The sequence below is a fragment of the Mycolicibacterium komossense genome, from assembly GCF_025822605.1.
GTDB lineage: Bacteria > Actinomycetota > Actinomycetes > Mycobacteriales > Mycobacteriaceae > Mycobacterium > Mycobacterium komossense.
Genome location: NZ_JACKTY010000029.1, coordinates 477,285 through 497,600, shown reverse-complemented (window position 1 = coordinate 497,600; position 20,316 = coordinate 477,285). Strand labels below are relative to the sequence as shown.

Sequence of the window (20,316 nt, the reverse complement as noted above, 5' to 3'; positions counted from 1 at the left end):
CTGTGGGGCTGAGCCTACGGGTCCGGCTCTTTCGTTTGTCGAAGTTCGCGTTCGTGAAACTGTGGCGGTTCAGGCGCTGATTTTCCGCCCACGATTCACAAATGCCCACCGCAAGCGCAGCGGGAACGCCCAAGTTGGTGGTCACCGGGCTCCTCGCCGGCATCGTCGACTCGACTATTGTTCTTCGCTGACCGTCAGGTCATCGAGACGAAGGACGAATCCATGGCAACACGGCCCGACCCGCCGACCGGGGCATCCCGGTCGCGCACGGGAGGGCGCCCGGCTGCCAGGACCGCCAAACTCAGCCGCGACGTGATCGTGAACGCGGCACTGGCATTTCTCGATCGCGAGGGATGGGATGCGCTGACGATCAACGCGCTGGCCAACCACCTCGGTACCAAGGGCCCGTCGCTGTACAACCACGTACACAGCCTCGACGACCTGCGCCGCACCGTCCGGATGCGGGTGATCGGCGACATCATCGAGATGCTGAACACCGTCGGGCAGGGCCGCACCCGCGATGACGCGGTATTGGTGATGGCCGGCGCGTACCGCAGCTACGCCCACCACCACCCCGGTCGATATTCGGCATTCACCCGCATGCCGTTCGGCGGCGACGACCCCGAATACTCCGCCGCGACCAAAGCTGCCGCGGGCCCGGTCATCGCAGTCCTGGACTCCTACGGACTCGAGGGCGAGGACGCGTTCTACGCGGCGTTGGAATTCTGGTCGGCACTGCACGGTTTCGTGCTTCTGGAGATGACCGGCGTCATGGATGACGTGGATACCGACGTGGTCTTCTCCGACATGGTGTTGCGGTTGGCTGTCGGCATGGAGCATCGCCGCTAGCGTTGACCTGGGATTACGTCGCTGCTCTGCGCTGTCAGCGCAGGTTTTGTCGGGGTGCCCCGTCCTGGTATTGTGGTAGCTCGTGCCTAGCCGGGAGTTGGCGCACCTCGCTGTTTAGCAGTGGGGATGCGCGCGGGCCGGGCCAATTCGCATGCCAAGCATCGGGAATTGAATCAGATTCGATTCGGTGCGGGCGCATGCGACACGCCCGGTCGCGGGGTACGTGGACCGCGCATAACAGCAGTACAGAAGACTCAAGACTTAGTAGCAACGAAGAAGCAACAGAGAAAGCCGGTACATGCCAACCATCCAGCAGCTGGTCCGCAAGGGTCGCCGCGACAAGATCGCCAAGGTCAAGACCGCGGCCCTCAAGGGCAGCCCGCAGCGCCGCGGTGTGTGCACTCGCGTGTACACCACCACTCCGAAGAAGCCGAACTCGGCACTTCGGAAGGTGGCGCGCGTCAAGCTGACGAGTCAGGTCGAGGTGACCGCCTACATTCCGGGCGAGGGTCATAACCTGCAGGAGCACTCGATGGTGCTGGTCCGCGGCGGTCGTGTGAAGGACCTGCCGGGTGTGCGTTACAAGATCATCCGCGGCTCGCTTGACACCCAGGGTGTCAAGGCCCGCAAGCAGGCCCGTAGCAAGTACGGCGCCAAGAAGGAGAAGAGCTAATGCCGCGTAAGGGGCCCGCACCGAAGCGGCCGTTGGTCAACGATCCGGTCTATGGTTCGCAGCTGGTCACCCAGCTGGTGAACAAAGTGCTGCTGGATGGGAAGAAATCGCTGGCAGAACGCATTGTTTATGGTGCGCTCGAGCAGGCTCGCGACAAGACCGGCACTGACCCGGTCGTCACCCTCAAGCGCGCACTCGACAACGTCAAGCCCGCCCTTGAGGTGCGTAGCCGCCGCGTCGGTGGCGCCACCTACCAGGTGCCCGTCGAGGTCCGTGCCGAGCGTTCGACCACGCTGGCCCTGCGCTGGCTGGTCAGCTTCTCCCGGCAGCGCCGCGAGAAGACGATGGTGGAGCGTCTCGCCAACGAACTGCTGGATGCCAGCAATGGCCTCGGTGCCGCAGTGAAGCGGCGCGAAGACGTCCACAAGATGGCCGAAGCGAACCGGGCCTTCGCGCACTACCGCTGGTGATTATGAGCCGGCGGGCGCCCACTACTGGGCCGCGCCGGGCGTAATTGACACAGCAACCGAACTAGCGAAAGAGTGGGAACACCGCCGTGGCACAGGACGTGCTGACCGACCTCACCAAGGTCCGCAACATCGGCATCATGGCGCACATCGATGCCGGCAAGACGACGACGACCGAGCGCATCCTCTACTACACCGGTATCAGCTACAAGATCGGTGAGGTGCACGACGGTGCCGCCACGATGGACTGGATGGAACAGGAGCAGGAGCGGGGTATCACCATCACCTCCGCTGCCACCACGTGCTTCTGGGACGGCAACCAGATCAACATCATCGACACCCCCGGGCACGTCGACTTCACCGTCGAGGTGGAGCGCAGCCTCCGTGTGCTCGACGGCGCTGTCGCCGTCTTCGACGGAAAAGAGGGCGTCGAGCCCCAGTCCGAGCAGGTTTGGCGCCAGGCCGACAAGTACGACGTGCCGCGCATCTGCTTCGTCAACAAGATGGACAAGATCGGTGCGGACTTCTACTTCACCGTGAAGACCATCGAGGAGCGTCTCGGCGCCAACGCACTCCCGATCCAGCTCCCCATCGGTTCCGAGGGTGGCTTCGAGGGTGTCGTCGACCTGGTCGAGATGAAGGCCAAGGTGTGGCGCGGCGAGACCAAGCTCGGCGAAACCTACGACACCATCGACATCCCGGAAGACCTGGTCGAGAAGGCCAACGAGTACCGCACCAAGCTGCTCGAAGCGGTCGCCGAGACCGACGAGGCGCTGTTGGAGAAGTACTTCGGTGGTGAGGATCTCTCCGTCGAGGAGATCAAGGGTGCCATCCGGAAGTTGACCATCAACTCCGAGGCGTACCCGATCCTGTGCGGTTCCGCGTTCAAGAACAAGGGCGTGCAGCCCATGCTCGACGCAGTCATCGACTACCTCCCGACCCCGCTGGACGTGGCGGCTGCTGTTGGCCACGCCCCCGGCAAAGAGGACGTCGAGGTCATCCGCAAGCCGTCGACCGACGAGCCGTTCTCGGCGCTGGCGTTCAAGGTCGCCACGCACCCCTTCTTCGGCAAGCTGACCTACGTCCGGGTGTACTCGGGCAAGGTCGACTCCGGTGCCCAGGTCATCAACGCGACCAAGGGCAAGAAGGAGCGTCTCGGCAAGCTCTTCCAGATGCACTCCAACAAGGAGAACCCGGTCGAGACCGCCGCCGCCGGCCACATCTACGCCGTAATCGGTCTGAAGGACACCACTACCGGTGACACCCTTTCGGATCCGAGCCAGCAGGTCGTGCTCGAGTCGATGACCTTCCCGGACCCGGTCATCCAGGTCGCCATCGAGCCCAAGACGAAGAGCGATCAGGAGAAGCTGTCCCTGGCCATCCAGAAGCTGGCCGAGGAAGACCCGACCTTCAAGGTCAACCAGGACCACGAGACCGGCCAGACCATCATCGGTGGCATGGGCGAGCTCCACCTCGACATCCTGGTGGACCGCATGCGTCGCGAGTTCAAGGTCGAGGCCAACGTCGGCAAGCCGCAGGTCGCCTACAAGGAGACCATCAAGCGCGCAGTCGACAAGGTCGAGTTCACGCACAAGAAGCAGACGGGTGGCTCCGGCCAGTTCGCGAAGGTCCTCGTCAGCATCGAGCCGTTCGTCGGCGAGGATGGCGCGACCTACGAGTTCGAGAACAAGGTCAGTGGCGGTCGCATCCCGCGCGAGTACATCCCGTCGGTGGATGCCGGTGCGCAGGACGCCATGCAGTACGGCGTGCTCGCCGGCTACCCGCTGGTGAACCTGAAGCTCATCCTGCTCGACGGCGCATACCACGACGTCGACTCATCGGAAATGGCATTCAAGATCGCAGGGTCTCAGGTCCTGAAGAAGGCTGCCGCGCAAGCGCAGCCGGTGATCCTGGAGCCCGTCATGGCCGTCGAGGTCACCACACCCGAGGACTACATGGGTGACGTGATCGGCGACCTGAACTCCCGCCGTGGTCAGATCCAGGCCATGGAGGAGCGCAGCGGTGCGCGCGTCGTCAAGGCGCAGGTTCCGCTGTCGGAGATGTTCGGCTACGTCGGCGACCTTCGGTCGAAGACTCAGGGCCGGGCGAACTACTCCATGGTTTTCGATTCGTACGCCGAAGTTCCGGCGAACGTGTCGAAGGAAATCATCGCGAAGGCGACGGGCGAATAGCGCCCCGGCTTCTTCTCGGGACCACACAACTGAAAACTGATTTTTTCTGTACATCTGCTTAACCAAAAGCACCAACAAGTCCAGGAGGACACAGAAGTGGCGAAGGCGAAGTTCGAGCGGACGAAGCCGCACGTCAACATCGGGACCATCGGTCACGTTGACCACGGCAAAACCACGCTTACCGCAGCAATCACCAAGGTTCTGCACGATAAGTACCCGGCGTTGAACGAATCGCGCGCATTCGACCAGATCGACAATGCGCCCGAGGAGCGTCAGCGTGGCATCACCATCAACATCAGCCATGTTGAGTACCAGACCGAGAAGCGTCACTATGCACACGTCGACGCCCCCGGCCACGCTGACTACATCAAGAACATGATCACCGGTGCCGCCCAGATGGACGGTGCAATCCTCGTGGTCGCCGCCACCGACGGCCCCATGCCACAGACCCGCGAGCACGTGCTGCTCGCCCGCCAGGTCGGCGTGCCCTACATCCTGGTCGCGCTGAACAAGGCCGACATGGTCGACGACGAAGAGCTCATCGAGCTCGTCGAGCTGGAGGTCCGCGAACTGCTGGCCGCCCAGGACTTCGACGAGGAAGCCCCGGTCATCAAGGTGTCGGCGCTGAAGGCCCTCGAGGGCGATCCGCAGTGGGTCAAGTCCGTCGAAGAGCTGATGGACGCAGTCGACGAGTCGATCCCGGACCCGATCCGCGAGACCGACAAGCCGTTCCTGATGCCCGTCGAGGATGTCTTCACGATCACCGGCCGCGGCACCGTGGTCACCGGTCGCGTCGAGCGTGGCGTGATCAACGTGAACGAAGAAGTCGAGATCGTCGGTATCAAGCCGACCGTCACCAAGACGACCGTCACCGGTGTCGAGATGTTCCGCAAGCTGCTCGATCAGGGCCAGGCCGGCGACAACGTCGGTCTGCTGGTCCGTGGTGTCAAGCGTGAAGACGTCGAGCGTGGCCAGGTTGTGGTCAAGCCCGGCACCACCACGCCGCACACCGATTTCGAGGGCAGCGTCTACATCCTGTCCAAGGATGAGGGCGGCCGTCACACGCCGTTCTTCAACAACTACCGCCCGCAGTTCTACTTCCGTACCACGGACGTGACCGGCGTCGTGACCCTCCCCGAGGGCACCGAGATGGTGATGCCCGGTGACAACACCGACATCTCCGTCAAGCTGATCCAGTCCGTCGCCATGGATGACGGCCTGCGCTTCGCGATCCGCGAGGGTGGCCGTACCGTCGGCGCCGGCCGGGTTACCAAGATCCTGAAGTGATCTAGTTTCCTCAGCACTACAGAGCGGCGCTCACCCTCGGGTGAGCGCCGCTTTCGTATGTCTGCCAGGGGTGATAGTCTCAGCAAACGATTGGGAAGGCCCAGACAGTGACAGAAGTTGTCGATGTGGCGGAACCGGCGCCCACTCATTGGTCATCATCTCCCCGTAATCAGCGGGCAGCCATGGCTATCGGAGGCGCTGGTCTGGTTGCGCTGGTGGCAGCCATTGGCTTGTTCATTGCCACGTACAAGTACTCCGACAAACCTGCCGCTGTGCCCTCCGAGTCGACGCCGTCGGTCGTCGCCTCCGCGCCTGCGCCCGTACCCGAGCCGCCGCCACCCCCGCCCGCTCCGAGCCCGGCACCCGCCATGTTCTCCGCCGCTCCTGCACCCGCGGAGAATGCGATGGCTTTCGGCCAAACTTCGCAGTCGGCCGCATCGATTCCGGACTTCAGCCTGCCGAAGATTGACTGGCCCACCGGTGACGCGCCGGCGGTCGGCTGGCCCAACATCGACTGGAACGCGGTCCTGGCCGCGCCGCTGGCCGCTCAGAACGCCCAGCAGGCCGGCAACATCGTCGGTGGCGTGACGGGCACGGCTGGGTCGGTGTTCGCCGGCGCCTCGTCCATCGTCGGTGATCTCATCCTGGCTTCTGCCTACAACCAAAACAACGGCAACATCGCCACCCTCGACCCGGTGAGCGCCCTGCTGGCTGTGATGGCGGCGCCACCGCCGGATGCCGCGGTGGCGACTGCCGTCTCGCGCCTTCAAACGTTGCCCACTCTGCAGATGCCCGACATTCTGGCAGGGCTGCGTAGCCTGCCGCCGATCGCACTGCCAGCGCCGCCGGACCTGACGAAGCTGCCGCCGCCGCCCGACTTGACGAAGCTGCCGCCGCTGGTGCTGCCGCCGCCGCCGGATCTGATGTCGTTGCCGTCGATCTCGTTGCCCCCTCCGCCATCGATCGGATTGCCGTCCTTCGGGCCGCCGCATCTGTGGCCGTTCTTCTGAGCCTGTCGATTCTGAGCGTGTCGATTCGTCGCTGCCGCCGTCCTGACGGATCTTGGGATCGGTAGGGCGGCCGCGGGGCTACCCTTTGGCCGAAGTCACTTGTAGACCGCATCTGACGGAGGCACCGACATGTTGTTTCGCTATCTGAAATCCCAGCTGTGGGTGCTGCTGTGCGGCGGTTTAGTCGGGCCGATCTTCCTGGTGGTGTACTTCGCACTCGGCCATGAGGAGCGTTCGTATATCGGCTGGATGTTCTACGTGGGTCTGCTGATCACGGCTGCCGATATCCTGATCGCTCTTGCACTGACCAGCTACGGGGCGAAATCTGCGGCAAAGTCCCAATTCTTGGAGCAGCGGGGCGTGCTGGCGCTGGCCCAGGTTGTTGGCATTCAGGAGACCGGTACCCGGATCAACGAGCAACCGCTGGTGAAGGTCGATCTGCATATCGAGGGGCCGGGGATCACGGCATTCAACACCCAGGACCGGGTGATCGCGTCGGTGACGCGGCTCCCGCTGATCACCAACCGCAAACTCGTGGTCCTGGTTGATCCGGCGACCAATTCCTACGAGATCGACTGGCAGCGAAGCGCTTTGGTCGGCGGTATGGTCCCGGCGCAGTTCACCCTGGCCGAGGACAACCGGACCTATGACCTGTCCGGACAAGCCGCTCCGCTGATGGAGATCATGCAGATTCTCAAGGCCAACAATGTGCCGATGAATGGCACGATCGATATTCGCTCGAATCCCGCGGTGCGTCAGCAGGTGTTGGACGTGGTGCGCCGCGCCGCTGCGCAGCAGGGCTCGGCCGCACCGCAGCCGGCTCCGGCCGCCGCCGCGCCTTCGGGGGCCGTTGGGCCTTCGGCTCTATTCCCGACCGCGCCGGCGCCGTCCACCGCGCAGCGGTTGCAGGAGCTGGAAACACTGCGCGCCATGGGCACGATCTCCGACACCGAGTACACCGCGAAGCGGCAGCAGATCATCTCCGAGCTGTAGTGGCGGCGGCGCACGCGGGGAAATTCTAGAACACGTTCCAGTTTGGCTGCTAGCCTGGGCGCGGGCTTTCGAAAGGACTGATGACGGTGGCAACTGGCGGATCACTTGAAGGACGGGTGGCCTTTGTCACCGGAGCTGCGCGCGGCCAGGGACGGGCGCATGCGGTGCGGTTGGCGGAGGACGGCGCGGACATCATCGCGATCGACAGCTGCGGGCCGATCTCGGGCACCATCACCTACCCGATGCCGACCTCAGACGACCTGGCCGAGACGGTGGCGGCGGTGGAATCAACCGGCCGCAAAGTGCTCGCCCGCGCTGTCGACATCCGTGATCTCGCCGCGCAGCGGGAATTGGTCGCCGAGGGCATTGAGCAGTTCGGCCGGCTCGACGTCGTGGTCGCCAACGCCGGCGTGTTGAGTTGGGGCCGGATGTTCGAAATGTCCGAGGAGCAGTGGGACACCGTCATCGACGTCAACCTGTCGGGTACCTGGCGCACCATCCGGGCAGCGGTGCCCGCGATGATCGAGGCCGGCAACGGCGGATCGATCATCATCGTCAGCTCATCGGCGGGTCTGAAGGCGACGCCGGGTAACGGCCACTACTCGGCGTCGAAACACGGATTGGTCGGTCTGACCAACGCATTGGCAATCGAGGTGGGGGAGTACGGGATTCGGGTGAACTCCATCCATCCGTATTCGATCGACACCCCGATGGTCGAGCCTGAGGCGATGATGGAGATCTTCGGGAAATACCCGGCCTTCCTGCATAGCTTCTCGCCGATGCCGTACCACCCGGTCAACCATGCGGGCAAGAAGGGACTCAAGGAGTTCATGACCCCCGAAGAGGTATCGGATGTGGTGTCCTGGCTGGCCGGCGATGGCTCGGCGACCATCTCCGGGTCGCAGATCGCCGTCGATCGAGGCACCGCCAAGTACTGACCTTCCTGGCGAGCAGACGCAAACTGGTACCAAAATCGCGGTTTTGGCTGGTAGTTTGCGTCTGCTCGCGCTGAAAATCAGGCGGGCCGGTCGGTGCCCGATCTGATGGGGCGTGGTGCCGCCGGTAATGCGTTAGCGGGTGCGATCTGTTGTGCGGGACCGAGCATCCTCCAGCGCGGCGGCGAACTGGTCAACAGCCCAGTCGATCTCGTCGGCGGAGATGACTAGGGGTGGTGCGAACCGCAGAGTCGAGCCGTGGGTGTCCTTGACCAGGACGCCGCGCTCGGCCAGGAGCAGGCTGAGCGTCTTACCGGTGCCCAGCGCCGGATCGATATCCACGCCTGCCCAGAGGCCGAGCCCGCGCACGCCGAGAACTCCCTGACCGATCAGGCCCCGCAGCCGCGCGTGCAGATGCTCGCCGAGTTCGGCTGAGCGGGTTTGGAATTCGCCGCCGGCGAGCATCGACACCACGGTGGTGCCGATGGCGGCGGCCAACGGATTGCCGCCGAAGGTCGATCCGTGTTCGCCGGGGTGCAGGACGCCGAGGATGTCGGCGTCGGCGACCACCGCAGACAACGGCATGACGCCCCCGCCGAGTGCCTTGCCGAGCAGGTAGATATCGGGTACGACGCCCCAGTGGTCGCATGCGAAGGTCCGTCCGGTGCGGGCCAGGCCGGATTGGATTTCGTCGGCGATCATCAGAACTGCGCGTTCGGTGCAGATTTCGCGCACCCTGGGCAGATAGTCCGCGGCCGGGACGATGATGCCGGCCTCGCCCTGGATGGGTTCGAGCAACACCGCGACGGTGTTCTCGTCGATCGCGTCTGCGAGTGCACCGGCGTCACCGAAGGGCACCGTCCGGAAGCCCGGTGTGAAGGGACCGAACCCGCTGCGGGCCGACTCGTCGGTGGAGAAGCTGACGATGCTGATGGTCCGGCCGTGAAAGTTGTTCTCCGCGACCACGATATTCGCGCGGCCTGCGGGGACGCCCTTGACGTCCGCGCCCCATTTGCGGGCCACCTTGATACCGCTTTCGACGGCCTCGGCGCCACTGTTCATCGGCAGCACCATGTCCTTGCCGCACAGCGCGGCCAGCGCGGCGCAGAACGGACCGAGCCGATCTGAGTGGAACGCCCGGCTGACCAGGGTCACGGCGTCCAGCTGGGCATGTGCTGTCGCGGTGATCTGCGGGTTGCGGTGGCCGAAGTTCACCGCCGAGTAGGCGGCCAGGCAGTCCAGGTAGCGGCGGCCCTCGACATCGGTGATCCAGACGCCCTCCGCGGAGGTCGCGACGACCGGCAGCGGCGAATAGTTGTGGGCGGCGTACTGCTCATCCACCGCGATCGCGGCCGCGGTCACCGCACCGGGTGTACCGGCAAGAACGACATCAGTCTCGACCGTGGTCACGGGTGCACCTCCAATGTGCAGCACTTCACGGACCCGCCGCCCTTGAGGAGCTCGGACAGATCGACGCCGATCGGGTCGAAGCCGGCCTGGCGCAGTTGCTCGGCGAATCCGGTCGCGGCGGCGGGTAGCACCACGTGCTTACCGTCGGAGACCACGTTGAGGCCGAGCGCATACGCGTCCGCGCTGCCGACCTCGATCGCGTCGGGGAACAGCTGTGCCAACTGTGCGCGGGAGGCTTCGGTGAACGCCGGCGGGTAGTAGGCGATCGTCGTGCCGTCGAGCACCGCCAGTGCGGTATCGAGGTGGTAGAACCGCGGATCGACCAGATGCAGGGTGACCACCTGGAGTCCGGTGAGCTGGGCGATCTCGGCATGCGCGCCCTCATCGGTGCGGAACCCGGTGCCGGCCAACAATATTCCGCCGACGGCCAGCAGATCGCCCTGGCCTTCGTTGAGATGTTTGGTGTACCGGGGGGTGTGTCCCATGGCGGTCATCCACTCGGCGTAGGCCGAGGATTCGCCGTCGCGCTGCGGGAATTTGAAGCGCGCGACGATAGCGACGCCATTGACGATCAGCCCGCCGTTGGCGGCATAGACCATGTCGGGGAGGCCGGCTACCGGCTCGACGAGGTCCACCGTGTGACCGAGGTCCAGGTACGTCTGGCGCAGGGTGTTCCACTGCCGCAGAGCGCGTTCGACGTCAACCGCTGTGGAGGTGTCCATCCAGGGGTTGATGGCGTATTCGACGGCGAAGTGCGCCGGCGGGGTCATGGCGTAGTGGCGGGTGCTCGGAATGCGTTGCGATATGGGCGTCGAGGCGGCGGCGACATCGGAGATCGTCATGAGTGAATCGTATGGTCCACCAATTGCGCAATCAATCTTCACATGTTGCGTGTTCGGCCACGATTTATTGCACTCAACACTGATTTATGGCAGTTTGTTGCGTCAGGCCTGTATCGGGCAGGTGTCGGTGAGGAAGGCTGCGATGGATCGTCTCGATGACACCGACGAGCGGATCCTCTCTGAGCTCGCCGAGCATGCGCGAGCGACGTTCGCGGAGATCGGCGCCCGGGTCAACCTCTCGGCGCCCGCGGTCAAGCGCCGCGTGGATCGCATGCTCGACAGCGGAGTGATCCGTGGGTTCACCACCGTGGTCGACCGCAACGCTCTCGGCTGGGGCACTGAGGCCTACGTGCAGGTCTACTGCCACGGCACCATCGCCCCCGACGAGTTGCGCCGGGCGTGGGTGGATATCCCCGAAGTGGTCAGCGCCGCAACGGTTACGGGTACCTCGGATGCCATCCTGCATGTGCTGGCCCGCGACATGCGCCATCTGGAGTCCGCGCTGGAGAAGATTCGCTCCAGCGCGGATATCGAGCGCAGTGAGAGCATCGTCGTGCTTTCGAACATCATCGACCGGGTACGACCCGAAGGATGAGAGCAGCGCTGCGGGCAGGGTGGTAGACCATCAGTCTCGTCGATCGTGTAAGAAACTCCCGTGGGAGAAAACGGCGTGCGGCGCAAAGGTGTAGTCATTGTTGGTGGCGGACTGGCTGCGACGCGGGCCGCTGAACAACTACGCCGTGCGGAATACGCTGGCCCGGTGACGATCGTCAGTGACGAGATCCACCTTCCCTATGACCGGCCGCCGCTGTCGAAGGACGTGCTGCGGGGGGAGGTAGAGAACGTCACGCTCAAACCCCGCGAGTTCTACGACGACAACAACATCACCGTGCTGCTGGGATCGGCAGTCACAGGAGTGGATACCGTCGCCCAGACGGTCACGGTGGCCGACGGTTCGGTGCTCGACTACGACGAGCTCATCATCGCCACCGGGCTGGTCCCGCGCCGCATTCCGTCGTTTCCCGACCTGGACGGTATCCGGGTGCTGCGTACCTTCGACGAGAGCCAGGCGATGCGCGAACACGCCGGCTCCGCGCGGCACGCCGTGGTGGTCGGTGCCGGCTTCATCGGCTGTGAGGTCGCCGCAAGCCTGCGCGGTCTCGGGGTCGACGTGGTGATGGTGGAACCGCAGCCAACGCCGCTGGCGTCCGTCCTCGGCGAGCAGATCGGTGCGCTGGTCGCCCGGCTGCATCGCGCCGAGGGTGTCGACGTCCGCACCGGTGTCGGAGTGGCCGAGGTGCTCGGCGACGGGCACGTCGAGAAGGTCGTGCTCAGCGACGGCACCGAGCTCGCCGCCGACATGGTCGTCGTCGGCATCGGTTCACGTCCGGCTACCGACTGGCTGGCCGATACCGGTATCGCCGTGGACAACGGAGTTGTCTGTGACAACGTCGGACGCGCGAGCGCTCCCCATGTGTGGGCGCTCGGCGATGTGGCTTCCTGGCAGGATGCGACGGGACATCAAGCGCGCGTTGAGCATTGGAGCAATGTCGCCGAACAGGCCAGAGTGCTGGTGCCGGTGCTGCTCGGTCAGGAGCCGCCCGAGGTCGTCGTAGTTCCCTACTTCTGGAGCGATCAGTACGACGTCAAGATCCAGTGCCTCGGCGAGCCGGAGGCCGATGACATCGTGCATGTGGTCGAAGACGACGGCCGTAAATTCCTGGCGTACTACGAGCGCGACGGTGTGATCGCCGGCGTGGTCGGCGGCGGAATGCCCGGCAAGGTGATGAAGGCGCGCAGCAAGATCGCCTCGGGAGCGGCGATCTCCACCGTCCTGGGCTGAAGCTCCGAACGATTAGCCCGTCGAGTGCATCCGGCGTCGCGACACGGCCAACCGGTCGAGGCGGTGGACGGCGGCGGCCATGTCGTCGATGACCGGCAGCTCGCCGTCCGGGTCGCAGATCCGGAGGATTCGCTGCACCGGCGGGCTGCTGACGACGATCCAGTCGACGTCACTGCGGGAGCAGTGCACACTCGCGTAGTACAGGGCGGTGAAGCCCTGGCTGCCGAAAAAGTCGACGGGCCGCAGGTCGAGGATCAGCTGCCGCGAGGTCCCCGTGTGCCGCTCGATGTAATAGCCCAGTGCGCGGCCGTTGACGGCGTCGATCTCGCCGCATACCGCGATCTGAATCCTCGGCGTGCCGGCGTTGCGCACAGTGAACTGTGCTCTGCCGCACCGCTCCGACTCGCTGATGGTCTCCGGTGCCGGCCGGTACAGTCTGATGGTGCCGACCGCGGTCATAGCACCCCCTAAAATGTTGTGTACGAACATGTTCGATGTGGTCGTCATGTTCTCGACGGTTGGACGGCGGGTGCCTTCGGGGTGCCGGGACGGATGTCGACCCACGGCTGCAAGCTCAACCTCTTCGACGGTAGTACGAATTCCGCACGATGTGGTGAATTCCACCCAATTTTTCAAAAGTACGATTTGGTCAGCGAATTCGGTGAGTCAGCCGTTCCGTTACTGCGAATTTCGTGGTCAGTGCGGCGATATACGACGGAATCCGTACCCTTATGTTGGCGCTGTGCACTCTGGGTCGGCGCTGGGCGAGTACGCAACTGACGGGAATTCACCGCGCGTCGCGTGGGGGACACGCACTCGCGGAGGAAGGACTCGCTAGTCCCAGTGCACAGGGGGGCCGTGCGGCGAGCAGGAACCCAGGATCTCGTCGGTGCCTTCGGGCCAGCACCGGGCCCGGACCAGGAACTCGTGCCGGGCATCGGGGTTGCGGCGGATCGGTTCCAGGCTCAGCCAGACAAACGGTGTTGCCGCATCGGCGCGTGCGCCGAGTTCGGCGGCGCGCGCGGTGACGGTGTCCTGTTCGTTCGCACTCAGGTACTGCCAGGTGATCGAATGCCACAACACCGTCACGGTGCCGCGCACCAGGCGCAGCCCAGCCACCGCGTCGGCGGCGGACATCCGGTCCAGCCCGGCCGGCACGCGCCGGGCGATGTCGATCGCACCGCGCAACCGGTCCAGCCGCGCCGGCATGTCCGGCCATACGTAGCTCAGTAGCGTCCGTCGTCCGTCATCGCTCATCGCGTCCACCGGCGCGATATCGAAGCCGTGGCGTTCGACGATCCGCAGCGGTACCTCGGGTGGCCGCATGCCTTCCCAGGCATCCTCGATCACCACCGGGGAGCCGGCGGGGCCCCACTGTCCGTCGGCGTAGCGGTACAGGTACTGGTCGGCACGCAGATTCAGGCCCGCACTGGCGCCGATCTCGAAAAGCCTTACCGGCATAGGCGATTGGTCGACGATGCGGAGCAGGCCGCCGATCAGGGCGGCTGATCGACCCACCTCGTTGGTCTGCGGCACGCTGCCCAGGGCGGCGCGCAACCGCTGGCGATGCGTCGCCGCAGCGCCGGTGATATCACCCCAGGCTGCCGCGCCATCCCAGGCGCCGCCGACGCTGGGATACCACCGGTTCAGCTCGGGCGCGGCGGCGTCGAAGACCAGCCGGTGCAGCCCGCCGACCAGCCGCAGCGCGATGGCAGATCCGATGGGATCGTCCTGATGCCCGTCGAGCACCTCGGCGAACACCCCGCCGGACTCCACGTCGGCGGCGATCAGCTCGAGCAGTTCGCCGTACATCGGCGAACCCAGCGACGCACAGATCCGACCCTGTCTGCGCAACACCTCGACCAACGGCGCGGTCATCGGCGTTCCAACGCATCCAATCCGGAACTGACGGCGTCGAAGGCCTCGCCGATCGCATCCGGAAGTGCCACGGCGTCGTCGCCGAGCCAGTTTTCGTAGGCCGCCAGCGCCACCCCGAGCATCATCCAGGCCACGCTCTGTGCGCCGAGATCGTCGACGGGTCGTCCGCATCGACGGGCAACGAAGCCGGCGATCACCTCGCGCCAGCCTGCGTACATCGTCATCGAGTAGGCCTGCAGTTCGGCGGTCTCGAGAATCACCCGCATCCGCTCGCGGTGCCGGACCGCTTCCTCGGGGCTGTAGGTGTTGAACGCCAGCAGAGCCCCGCGCAGCGCGTCGCGCAGCGACACGTTCTCGTCGACGGCATCAAGGAGATCCTGCAGATCCGCGAGGTGAACGTCGAAGTCGCCCCAGGGAATTGCGTTTTTCGAGGCGTAGTACCGGAACACCGTGCGGCGCGCTATTCCGGCCGCCGCCGCGACGTCGTCGACGTTGACCGCGTCGAAGCCGCGGGCACTGAACAGATCGATGGCCACGTCAGCGATGTGGCCGCGGGTGGTGCTGGGCCGTCGGCCCAGGCGGGAACCGGTCTCAAGCGTCATGCCACCTCCGCTGCATCGTCGGCCTCCTCAGTGTCTATCTCATCCTCGTCGTCCGGCCCATTTTGCGATTCATCTTCCCTTCTGGCACTCGATGCCATATATTTGGCCGCACCACTCGATGTGTCGAGTGTCACACGACGAAAGGCGGTCTCATCATGGAACACGATCAGCAGGTCAGCACCGACGCCGAGCTGGTGACGGAGTCCCTCGTCGAGGAGGTCTCCATCGACGGCATGTGCGGGGTTTACTGACCGTGAACACCGCCCCGGCCGCACCCGGCGTCGACGCTTCCGGGTCATTCGATCCAGATCGTGGGTGGCGTCTGCACCCGTCGGTCGCGGTGCGGCCGGAGCCGTTCGGCGCACTGCTCTACCACTTCGGCACCCGCAAGCTGTCATTCCTGAAGAACCGCACGATCCTCGAGGTCGTCCAGTCGTTGGACGACCACGGTGATATGCGGTCCGCATGTCGCGCAGCGGGTATCGACGATGCTCAGCTTGCCCCCTATCTGCATGCATTCGGCGTGCTCGCCGCGTCGAACATGTTGGTTCCCTGTGAGAAAGGTTCGGCGGATTCGTGACTTCCATTCTTCCGGTGCCCCGGTTGGTCGACCAGTTTGAACAAGGTCTCGACGCGCCCATCTGTCTGACCTGGGAGCTCACCTACGCCTGCAACCTGGCGTGCGTGCACTGTCTGTCCTCGTCGGGCAAGCGCGATCCGCGCGAGCTGTCCACGCAGCAGTGCAAGGACATCATCGACGAGCTGGAACGCATGCAGGTGTTCTACGTCAACATCGGCGGTGGGGAACCGACTGTGCGGCCGGACTTCTGGGAGCTGGTCGATTACGCGACCGCCCACCACGTCGGCGTCAAGTTCTCCACCAACGGGGTGCGGATCAACGCGGAGGTGGCCGCCAAGCTGGCCGCCAGTGACTACGTCGACGTGCAGATCTCCCTCGACGGCGCCACCGCAGAGGTGAACGACGCGGTGCGCGGCCCGGGCTCTTTCGCGATGGCCATCAAGGCGCTGGAGAATCTCGCCGCCGCCGGTTTCCGAGACGCCAAGATCTCGGTGGTCGTGACCCGGCACAACGTCGACCAGCTCGACGATTTCAAGGATCTGGCCGACCGCTACGGAGCCACTTTGCGGATCACCCGTCTGCGGCCCTCGGGTCGCGGCGCCGATGTCTGGGACGACCTGCATCCCACCTCGGCGCAGCAGGTTCAGCTCTACGACTGGCTGGTGGCCCGTGGGGACGGCGTGCTGACCGGAGATTCGTTCTTCCACCTGTCCGGGTTGGGTGCACCGGGCGCGTTGGCCGGCCTCAACCTGTGCGGTGCGGGCCGGGTGGTCTGCCTGATCGATCCGGTCGGCGATGTCTATGCCTGCCCGTTCGCCATCCACGATAAGTTCCTGGCCGGAAATATCTTGTCGGACACTGCTTCTGGGCGAGGGTTCCAGAACGTCTGGCAGAATTCGCAGCTGTTCCGTGAGCTGCGTGAGCCGCAGTCGGCGGGCGCGTGCAGCGGCTGCGGTCATTACGACGCCTGCCGTGGCGGCTGCATGGCCGCCAAGTTCTTCACCGGTCTGCCTCTGGACGGTCCCGACCCCGAATGCGTCCAGGGCTACGGCGAATCCGCACTCGCCGCCGAGCGCGACAAGCCGAAGTCCTCCGTCGACCACTCCCGCACCGGCAAGCGTAAGTCCGGTCCGGTTTCGCTCACCCTGTCCGTGCGCCCGCCCGCCCAACCGCCGGCCCGCGCTTGTAACGAAAGTCCTGTGTAACCCATGGCACGCGATACCTGGTTCGAAACCGTCGCCATCGCCCAGCAGCGGGCGAAGAAGCGGCTACCCAAATCGGTCTATTCATCGCTGATCTCCGCCAGTGAGAAGGGGGTGACCGTCTCCGACAACGTCGCGTCTTTCTCCGAGCTGGGCTTCGCGCCGCATGTCGTCGGCGCATTGGAAAAGCGCGATATGTCGACAACCGTTATGGGCCAGGATATTTCGATGCCGGTCATCATCTCGCCGACGGGGGTTCAGGCGGTGGACCCCGACGGTGAGGTCGCCGTCGCCAGGGCCGCGGCGGCCCGCGGCACCGCGATGGGGCTGTCATCGTTCGCGAGCAAGCCCGTCGAGGACGTGGTGGCCGCCAACGGCAAGGTGTTCTTCCAGATCTACTGGCTCGGCGGCCGCGACGCGATCGCCGAGCGGGTCCAGCGCGCCAAGGACGCCGGCGCCGTCGGGATGATCGCCACCACCGACTGGAGCTTCAGCCACGGTCGGGATTGGGGCAGTCCGTCCATCCCTGAGCGGGTGGACCTCAAGACGATGCTGAAGATGGCGCCGGAGGTGATCACCAAGCCAGGCTGGCTCCTGCGCTTCGGCAAGACGATGCAGCCACCTGACCTGCGAGTCCCCAATCAGGCCAAGCGTGGCGAGGCCGGCCCGACGTTCTTCGAAGCCTACGGCCAGTGGATGGGCACCCCGCCGCCCACCTGGGAGGACATCGCCTGGCTTCGCGAAGAATGGGGCGGCCCGTTCATGCTGAAGGGCATCGTGCGCGTCGACGATGCCAAACGTGCTGTCGACGCCGGGGTTTCGGCAATCTCGGTGTCCAACCATGGTGGCAACAACCTCGATGGCACGCCGGCGGCGATCCGATGCCTGCCCGCGGTCGCCGAGGCGGTCGGTGACCAGATCGAGGTTTTGCTGGACGGTGGCATCCGCCGGGGTAGCGATGTGGTCAAGGCCGTCGCCCTGGGCGCCAGGGCGGTGATGATCGGGCGGGCCTACCTGTGGGGCCTCGCCGCCAACGGTCAGGCCGGCGTCGAGAACGTTCTCGACATCCTGCACGGCGGTATCGACTCGGCGTTACGCGGTCTCGGGAAGGCATCGATTCACGATCTGGGCCCCGACGACATCCTGATTCCCGAAGGCTTCACCCGTACCCTCGGGGTCCCTGCGCTGTCAGGCAAGGCCGAACAGGGATAGCCCGCGACCTGACGCGGGCCGTGCAGACCTCCGTCAACCGTGGTACGGACGTGGCCTACGGGACTGACGTGAATCTCCGGGCCGGGCGACTCCGATGAAGTCCGAAAGAAATCCGTCGGGTGCATCAACAATCGGGGCACGCCAGGTTAATTGGGCCTACCATCGGCGGGTGGCTTTCGCCAGCGACCTTGGGAACTCGACCTCGAGACAGGTACAGAGGCAGCTACAGAGCACGCCCCAAGTAGCCGTCATCCCGGTGGGATCCACCGAACAGCACGGACCGCATCTGCCTCTGGACACCGATACCCGCATTGCGTCGGCGGTGGCTCGTGCGGTGGTCACCCGCTTGGGAGAGTGCACCTCTGAGCGGCAGTCCTCGCACCCCGGCTACCTGCTGGCGCCCGCCATCGCCTACGGGGCCAGCGGCGAGCACGAGGCGTTTCCCGGCACCATCTCGATCGGCACGGAGGCGCTGGAACACCTGTTGCTGGAGTTCGGCAGGTCGGCAGCCAACTGGGCAAGCCGCCTGGTCTTCGTCAACGGCCATGGCGGGAACGTCGGCGCCCTGGCGGCGGCGGTCCGCCGGTTGCGGTTCGAAGGTCGCGACGCCAGTTGGTGCTCCTGCTCGGTTCAGGGGGGCGATGCCCATGCGGGCCACACCGAAACATCTGTATTGCTATATATTTCGCCTTCGGACGTCAGAATCGAAGATTCTCGTCCTGGCAACAGTGCGCCACTTGTCGAACTGCTGCCGAGCATGCGCCGCGGGGGTGTCGCGGCAGTTAGTGAGGTGGGAGTGCTGGGCGATCCGACCACGGCGACCGCGACCGACGGCGCGCGCCTGTTCGACGAGATGGTTCAAGGCTGTTCGGACCGGATCGGCCGTTGGCAACCACGGTCCGACGGACTGTTGATATGACACAGCCCCGGCTGCCTGATGGATTTGCCGTGCAGGTCGACCGCCGAGTCCGTGTGCTCGGCTCCGGCTCGGCGTTGCTCGGCGGTTCGCCCACCCGGTTGCTGCGTCTGGCGCCCGCGGCTCAGACGCTACTGGCGGGGGGCCGCCTCGAAGTGCACGATGCCGTCAGCGCCCAGTTGGCGCGCACACTACTCGATGCGACCGTGGCGCATCCGCGGCCGGCCGGAGGTCCCTCGCACCGTGATGTGACCATCGTTATCCCGGTACGGGACAACCCAACCGGTGTCCGACGGCTGGTGTCCGCCCTGCGCGGGCTCCGGGTGATCGTGGTCGACGACGGGTCCGTCATACCCCTGCTGCCCGCCGACTTGATGGAATCCGCTGCCTCCGCCTACTGCGATGTGGAGGTGTCCAGGCATGCGGTGAGCAGGGGCCCGGCCGCGGCGCGCAATACCGGGCTGGCGTCCTGTGTCACCGACTACGTCGCCTTCCTCGACTCCGACGTGGTGCCGCGCCGCGGTTGGCTCGAAGCGCTGCTCGGCCACTTCTGTGACCCCGCGGTGGCACTGGTGGCTCCACGGATCGTCGGTTTGTCCCAGACCGAGAACCTGGTGGCCCGCTACGAGGCGGTCCGATCCTCGCTGGACCTCGGCCAGCGGGAGGCGCCCGTCATTCCCTACGGGCCGGTGTCCTATGTACCCAGCGCGGCGATAATCTGCCGGACCTCGGCGCTCAAGGATATGGGCGGCTTCGACGAGGGCATGCCCTCCGGCGAGGACGTCGACCTCTGCTGGCGTTTCGTCGAGGCGGGCGCACGGCTACGCTACGAACCCATCGCCCTGGTGGCCCACGAGCACCGCACGAAGCTACGGGACTGGATGTCGCGCAAGGCTTTCTACGGAACTTCCGCTGCGCCGCTGGCCATCCGCCATCCAGACAAGACGGCCCCGCTGGTGATCTCGGGGTGGACGATGGTGGTCTGGGTACTGATGGCGCTCGGGTCCAGGCTGGGATATGCGGCCTCGTTCTTCGCCGTGATCGTAACCGGCCACAAGGTCAACAACGCCTTGAATGTGCCCGAAGCGCAGCGCCGTGATGTCGCCTTCGTGGCCGCCCGCGGTATCGGTTCGGCGGCGCTGCAGTTGGCTTCGGCGATCTGCCGGCACTACTGGCCGGTGGCCCTGCTGGCCGCGACGGTGTCGAGGCGGTGTCGCCGCGTGGTGCTGATCGCCGCGGTCGTCGACGGAGTGGTCGACTGGCTGAGCCGGCGGCGCAACGTCGAAGACGATGTCAAACCGATCGGCCTGATCGCCTACCTGGTGCTCAAACGACTCGATGACCTGGCCTACGGCGCCGGACTGTGGACCGGTGTGGTGCGGGAACGCAACATCGGCCCGCTCAAGCCCCAGATCCGAACCTGAC

The 20,316-nt window shown here is 65.3% G+C and carries 21 protein-coding genes; 16 read left to right on the top strand and 5 right to left on the bottom strand.

Translation table 11 applies throughout. From position 1 onward, the window contains the following. Positions 1-222 precede the first annotated feature (222 nt). From H7J73_RS15880 to H7J73_RS15845, 8 genes are all read left to right on the top strand, one after another. Positions 223-849, top strand: a complete 627-nt coding sequence (locus H7J73_RS15880) for a TetR/AcrR family transcriptional regulator (protein ID WP_264068411.1) — start codon at positions 223-225, stop codon at positions 847-849. A 298-nt stretch (positions 850-1,147) separates the two neighbouring features. Next, a complete protein-coding gene (gene rpsL, locus H7J73_RS15875; protein WP_264068410.1) occupies positions 1,148-1,522 on the top strand; it encodes a 30S ribosomal protein S12 in 375 nt (124 codons plus the stop codon). Then, positions 1,522-1,992, top strand: a complete 471-nt coding sequence (gene rpsG, locus H7J73_RS15870) for a 30S ribosomal protein S7 (protein WP_264068408.1) — start codon at positions 1,522-1,524, stop codon at positions 1,990-1,992. Before rpsL ends, rpsG begins: the two co-directional genes overlap by 1 nt. An 86-nt stretch (positions 1,993-2,078) precedes the next feature. Continuing rightward, positions 2,079-4,181, top strand: a complete 2,103-nt coding sequence (fusA, locus tag H7J73_RS15865; RefSeq protein WP_264068407.1) for an elongation factor G — start codon at positions 2,079-2,081, stop codon at positions 4,179-4,181. A 96-nt stretch (positions 4,182-4,277) separates the two neighbouring features. Next, entirely contained in the window at positions 4,278-5,468 is a 1,191-nt protein-coding gene (gene tuf / locus H7J73_RS15860; protein ID WP_264068405.1) for an elongation factor Tu, read from the top strand. Between the two features lie 182 nt (positions 5,469-5,650). Beyond that, positions 5,651-6,478: a hypothetical protein gene (locus tag H7J73_RS15855; protein WP_264068404.1), complete on the top strand. Its 828-nt coding sequence runs from the start codon at positions 5,651-5,653 to the stop codon at positions 6,476-6,478. Positions 6,479-6,607: 129 nt separating this feature from the next. Further along, complete coding sequence (locus H7J73_RS15850) at positions 6,608-7,471, top strand: SHOCT domain-containing protein (protein WP_264068403.1); 864 nt, start codon at positions 6,608-6,610, stop codon at positions 7,469-7,471. An 80-nt stretch (positions 7,472-7,551) separates the two neighbouring features. Further along, complete coding sequence (locus tag H7J73_RS15845; RefSeq protein ID WP_264068402.1) at positions 7,552-8,409, top strand: mycofactocin-coupled SDR family oxidoreductase; 858 nt, start codon at positions 7,552-7,554, stop codon at positions 8,407-8,409. 132 nt (positions 8,410-8,541) lie between these two features. On the opposite strand, the gene rocD is transcribed toward H7J73_RS15845, so the two are convergent. After that, the gene (rocD, locus tag H7J73_RS15840) at positions 8,542-9,816 is read right to left on the bottom strand and encodes an ornithine--oxo-acid transaminase (protein ID WP_308207420.1); all 1,275 of its coding nucleotides are present in this window, start codon (positions 9,814-9,816) and stop codon (positions 8,542-8,544) included. After that, complete coding sequence (gene ddaH, locus H7J73_RS15835; RefSeq protein WP_264068401.1) at positions 9,813-10,658, bottom strand: dimethylargininase; 846 nt, start codon at positions 10,656-10,658, stop codon at positions 9,813-9,815. The genes rocD and ddaH overlap by 4 nt, the downstream gene beginning before the upstream one ends. A gap of 142 nt (positions 10,659-10,800) precedes the next feature. Here ddaH and H7J73_RS15830 point away from each other — a divergent pair, with 142 nt between their 5' ends. Both H7J73_RS15830 and H7J73_RS15825 read left to right on the top strand, forming a co-directional pair. Next, complete coding sequence (locus H7J73_RS15830; protein ID WP_264068400.1) at positions 10,801-11,253, top strand: Rv2324 family transcriptional regulator; 453 nt, start codon at positions 10,801-10,803, stop codon at positions 11,251-11,253. Between the two features lie 60 nt (positions 11,254-11,313). Next, entirely contained in the window at positions 11,314-12,501 is a 1,188-nt protein-coding gene (locus tag H7J73_RS15825; protein ID WP_264068399.1) for an NAD(P)/FAD-dependent oxidoreductase, read from the top strand. 12 nt (positions 12,502-12,513) lie between these two features. Here H7J73_RS15825 and H7J73_RS15820 read toward each other — a convergent pair whose 3' ends face one another. The 3 genes from H7J73_RS15820 to mftR form a co-directional block, all read right to left on the bottom strand. Further along, positions 12,514-13,008 carry an STAS domain-containing protein gene (locus H7J73_RS15820; RefSeq protein WP_435405503.1) on the bottom strand — a complete coding sequence of 165 codons (495 nt, stop codon included), beginning with the start codon at positions 13,006-13,008 and terminating at the stop codon, positions 12,514-12,516. 327 nt (positions 13,009-13,335) lie between these two features. Then, positions 13,336-14,379: a DUF2332 domain-containing protein gene (locus H7J73_RS15815; RefSeq protein ID WP_264068398.1), complete on the bottom strand. Its 1,044-nt coding sequence runs from the start codon at positions 14,377-14,379 to the stop codon at positions 13,336-13,338. After that, on the bottom strand, positions 14,376-14,981 hold the full coding sequence (mftR, locus tag H7J73_RS15810; protein ID WP_264068397.1) for a mycofactocin system transcriptional regulator MftR: 606 nt from the start codon (positions 14,979-14,981) through the stop codon (positions 14,376-14,378). Before mftR ends, H7J73_RS15815 begins: the two co-directional genes overlap by 4 nt. Before the next feature lie 155 nt (positions 14,982-15,136). On the opposite strand from mftR, the gene mftA reads away from it, so the two are divergent. The 6 genes from mftA (at position 15,137) to mftF (ending at position 20,315) form a co-directional block, all read left to right on the top strand. Continuing rightward, the gene (mftA, locus tag H7J73_RS15805) at positions 15,137-15,232 is read left to right on the top strand and encodes a mycofactocin precursor MftA (protein ID WP_264068396.1); all 96 of its coding nucleotides are present in this window, start codon (positions 15,137-15,139) and stop codon (positions 15,230-15,232) included. Next, a complete protein-coding gene (gene mftB, locus H7J73_RS15800) occupies positions 15,217-15,561 on the top strand; it encodes a mycofactocin biosynthesis chaperone MftB (protein WP_435405502.1) in 345 nt (114 codons plus the stop codon). The genes mftA and mftB overlap by 16 nt, the downstream gene beginning before the upstream one ends. Further along, complete coding sequence (mftC, locus tag H7J73_RS15795; protein WP_264068395.1) at positions 15,558-16,766, top strand: mycofactocin radical SAM maturase; 1,209 nt, start codon at positions 15,558-15,560, stop codon at positions 16,764-16,766. The genes mftB and mftC overlap by 4 nt, the downstream gene beginning before the upstream one ends. 3 nt (positions 16,767-16,769) lie before the next feature. Next, complete coding sequence (gene mftD / locus H7J73_RS15790; RefSeq protein ID WP_264068394.1) at positions 16,770-17,975, top strand: pre-mycofactocin synthase MftD; 1,206 nt, start codon at positions 16,770-16,772, stop codon at positions 17,973-17,975. Between the two features lie 94 nt (positions 17,976-18,069). Then, complete coding sequence (mftE, locus tag H7J73_RS15785) at positions 18,070-18,894, top strand: mycofactocin biosynthesis peptidyl-dipeptidase MftE (RefSeq protein WP_264068393.1); 825 nt, start codon at positions 18,070-18,072, stop codon at positions 18,892-18,894. Beyond that, positions 18,891-20,315: a mycofactocin biosynthesis glycosyltransferase MftF gene (gene mftF / locus H7J73_RS15780; protein ID WP_264068392.1), complete on the top strand. Its 1,425-nt coding sequence runs from the start codon at positions 18,891-18,893 to the stop codon at positions 20,313-20,315. The genes mftE and mftF overlap by 4 nt, the downstream gene beginning before the upstream one ends. Position 20,316: the final 1 nt, after the last annotated feature.

Bases quoted from the DNA above. Each gene is read 5' to 3' on its own strand.
- H7J73_RS15880 (WP_264068411.1), top strand. From the start codon at position 223: ATGGCAACACGGCCCGACCCGCCGACCGGGGCATCCCGGTCGCGCACG.
- mftR (WP_264068397.1), bottom strand. From the start codon at position 14,981: ATGACGCTTGAGACCGGTTCCCGCCTGGGCCGACGGCCCAGCACCACC.
- ddaH (WP_264068401.1), bottom strand. From the start codon at position 10,658: ATGACGATCTCCGATGTCGCCGCCGCCTCGACGCCCATATCGCAACGC.
- H7J73_RS15830 (WP_264068400.1), top strand. From the start codon at position 10,801: ATGGATCGTCTCGATGACACCGACGAGCGGATCCTCTCTGAGCTCGCC.
- H7J73_RS15855 (WP_264068404.1), top strand. From the start codon at position 5,651: ATGGCTATCGGAGGCGCTGGTCTGGTTGCGCTGGTGGCAGCCATTGGC.
- H7J73_RS15845 (WP_264068402.1), top strand. From the start codon at position 7,552: ATGACGGTGGCAACTGGCGGATCACTTGAAGGACGGGTGGCCTTTGTC.
- H7J73_RS15820 (WP_435405503.1), bottom strand. From the start codon at position 13,008: ATGACGACCACATCGAACATGTTCGTACACAACATTTTAGGGGGTGCT.
- H7J73_RS15850 (WP_264068403.1), top strand. From the start codon at position 6,608: ATGTTGTTTCGCTATCTGAAATCCCAGCTGTGGGTGCTGCTGTGCGGC.
- rpsL (WP_264068410.1), top strand. From the start codon at position 1,148: ATGCCAACCATCCAGCAGCTGGTCCGCAAGGGTCGCCGCGACAAGATC.
- mftA (WP_264068396.1), top strand. From the start codon at position 15,137: ATGGAACACGATCAGCAGGTCAGCACCGACGCCGAGCTGGTGACGGAG.
- mftE (WP_264068393.1), top strand. From the start codon at position 18,070: ATGAAGTCCGAAAGAAATCCGTCGGGTGCATCAACAATCGGGGCACGC.
- H7J73_RS15815 (WP_264068398.1), bottom strand. From the start codon at position 14,379: ATGACCGCGCCGTTGGTCGAGGTGTTGCGCAGACAGGGTCGGATCTGT.
- rpsG (WP_264068408.1), top strand. From the start codon at position 1,522: ATGCCGCGTAAGGGGCCCGCACCGAAGCGGCCGTTGGTCAACGATCCG.
- mftD (WP_264068394.1), top strand. From the start codon at position 16,770: ATGGCACGCGATACCTGGTTCGAAACCGTCGCCATCGCCCAGCAGCGG.
- mftF (WP_264068392.1), top strand. From the start codon at position 18,891: ATGACACAGCCCCGGCTGCCTGATGGATTTGCCGTGCAGGTCGACCGC.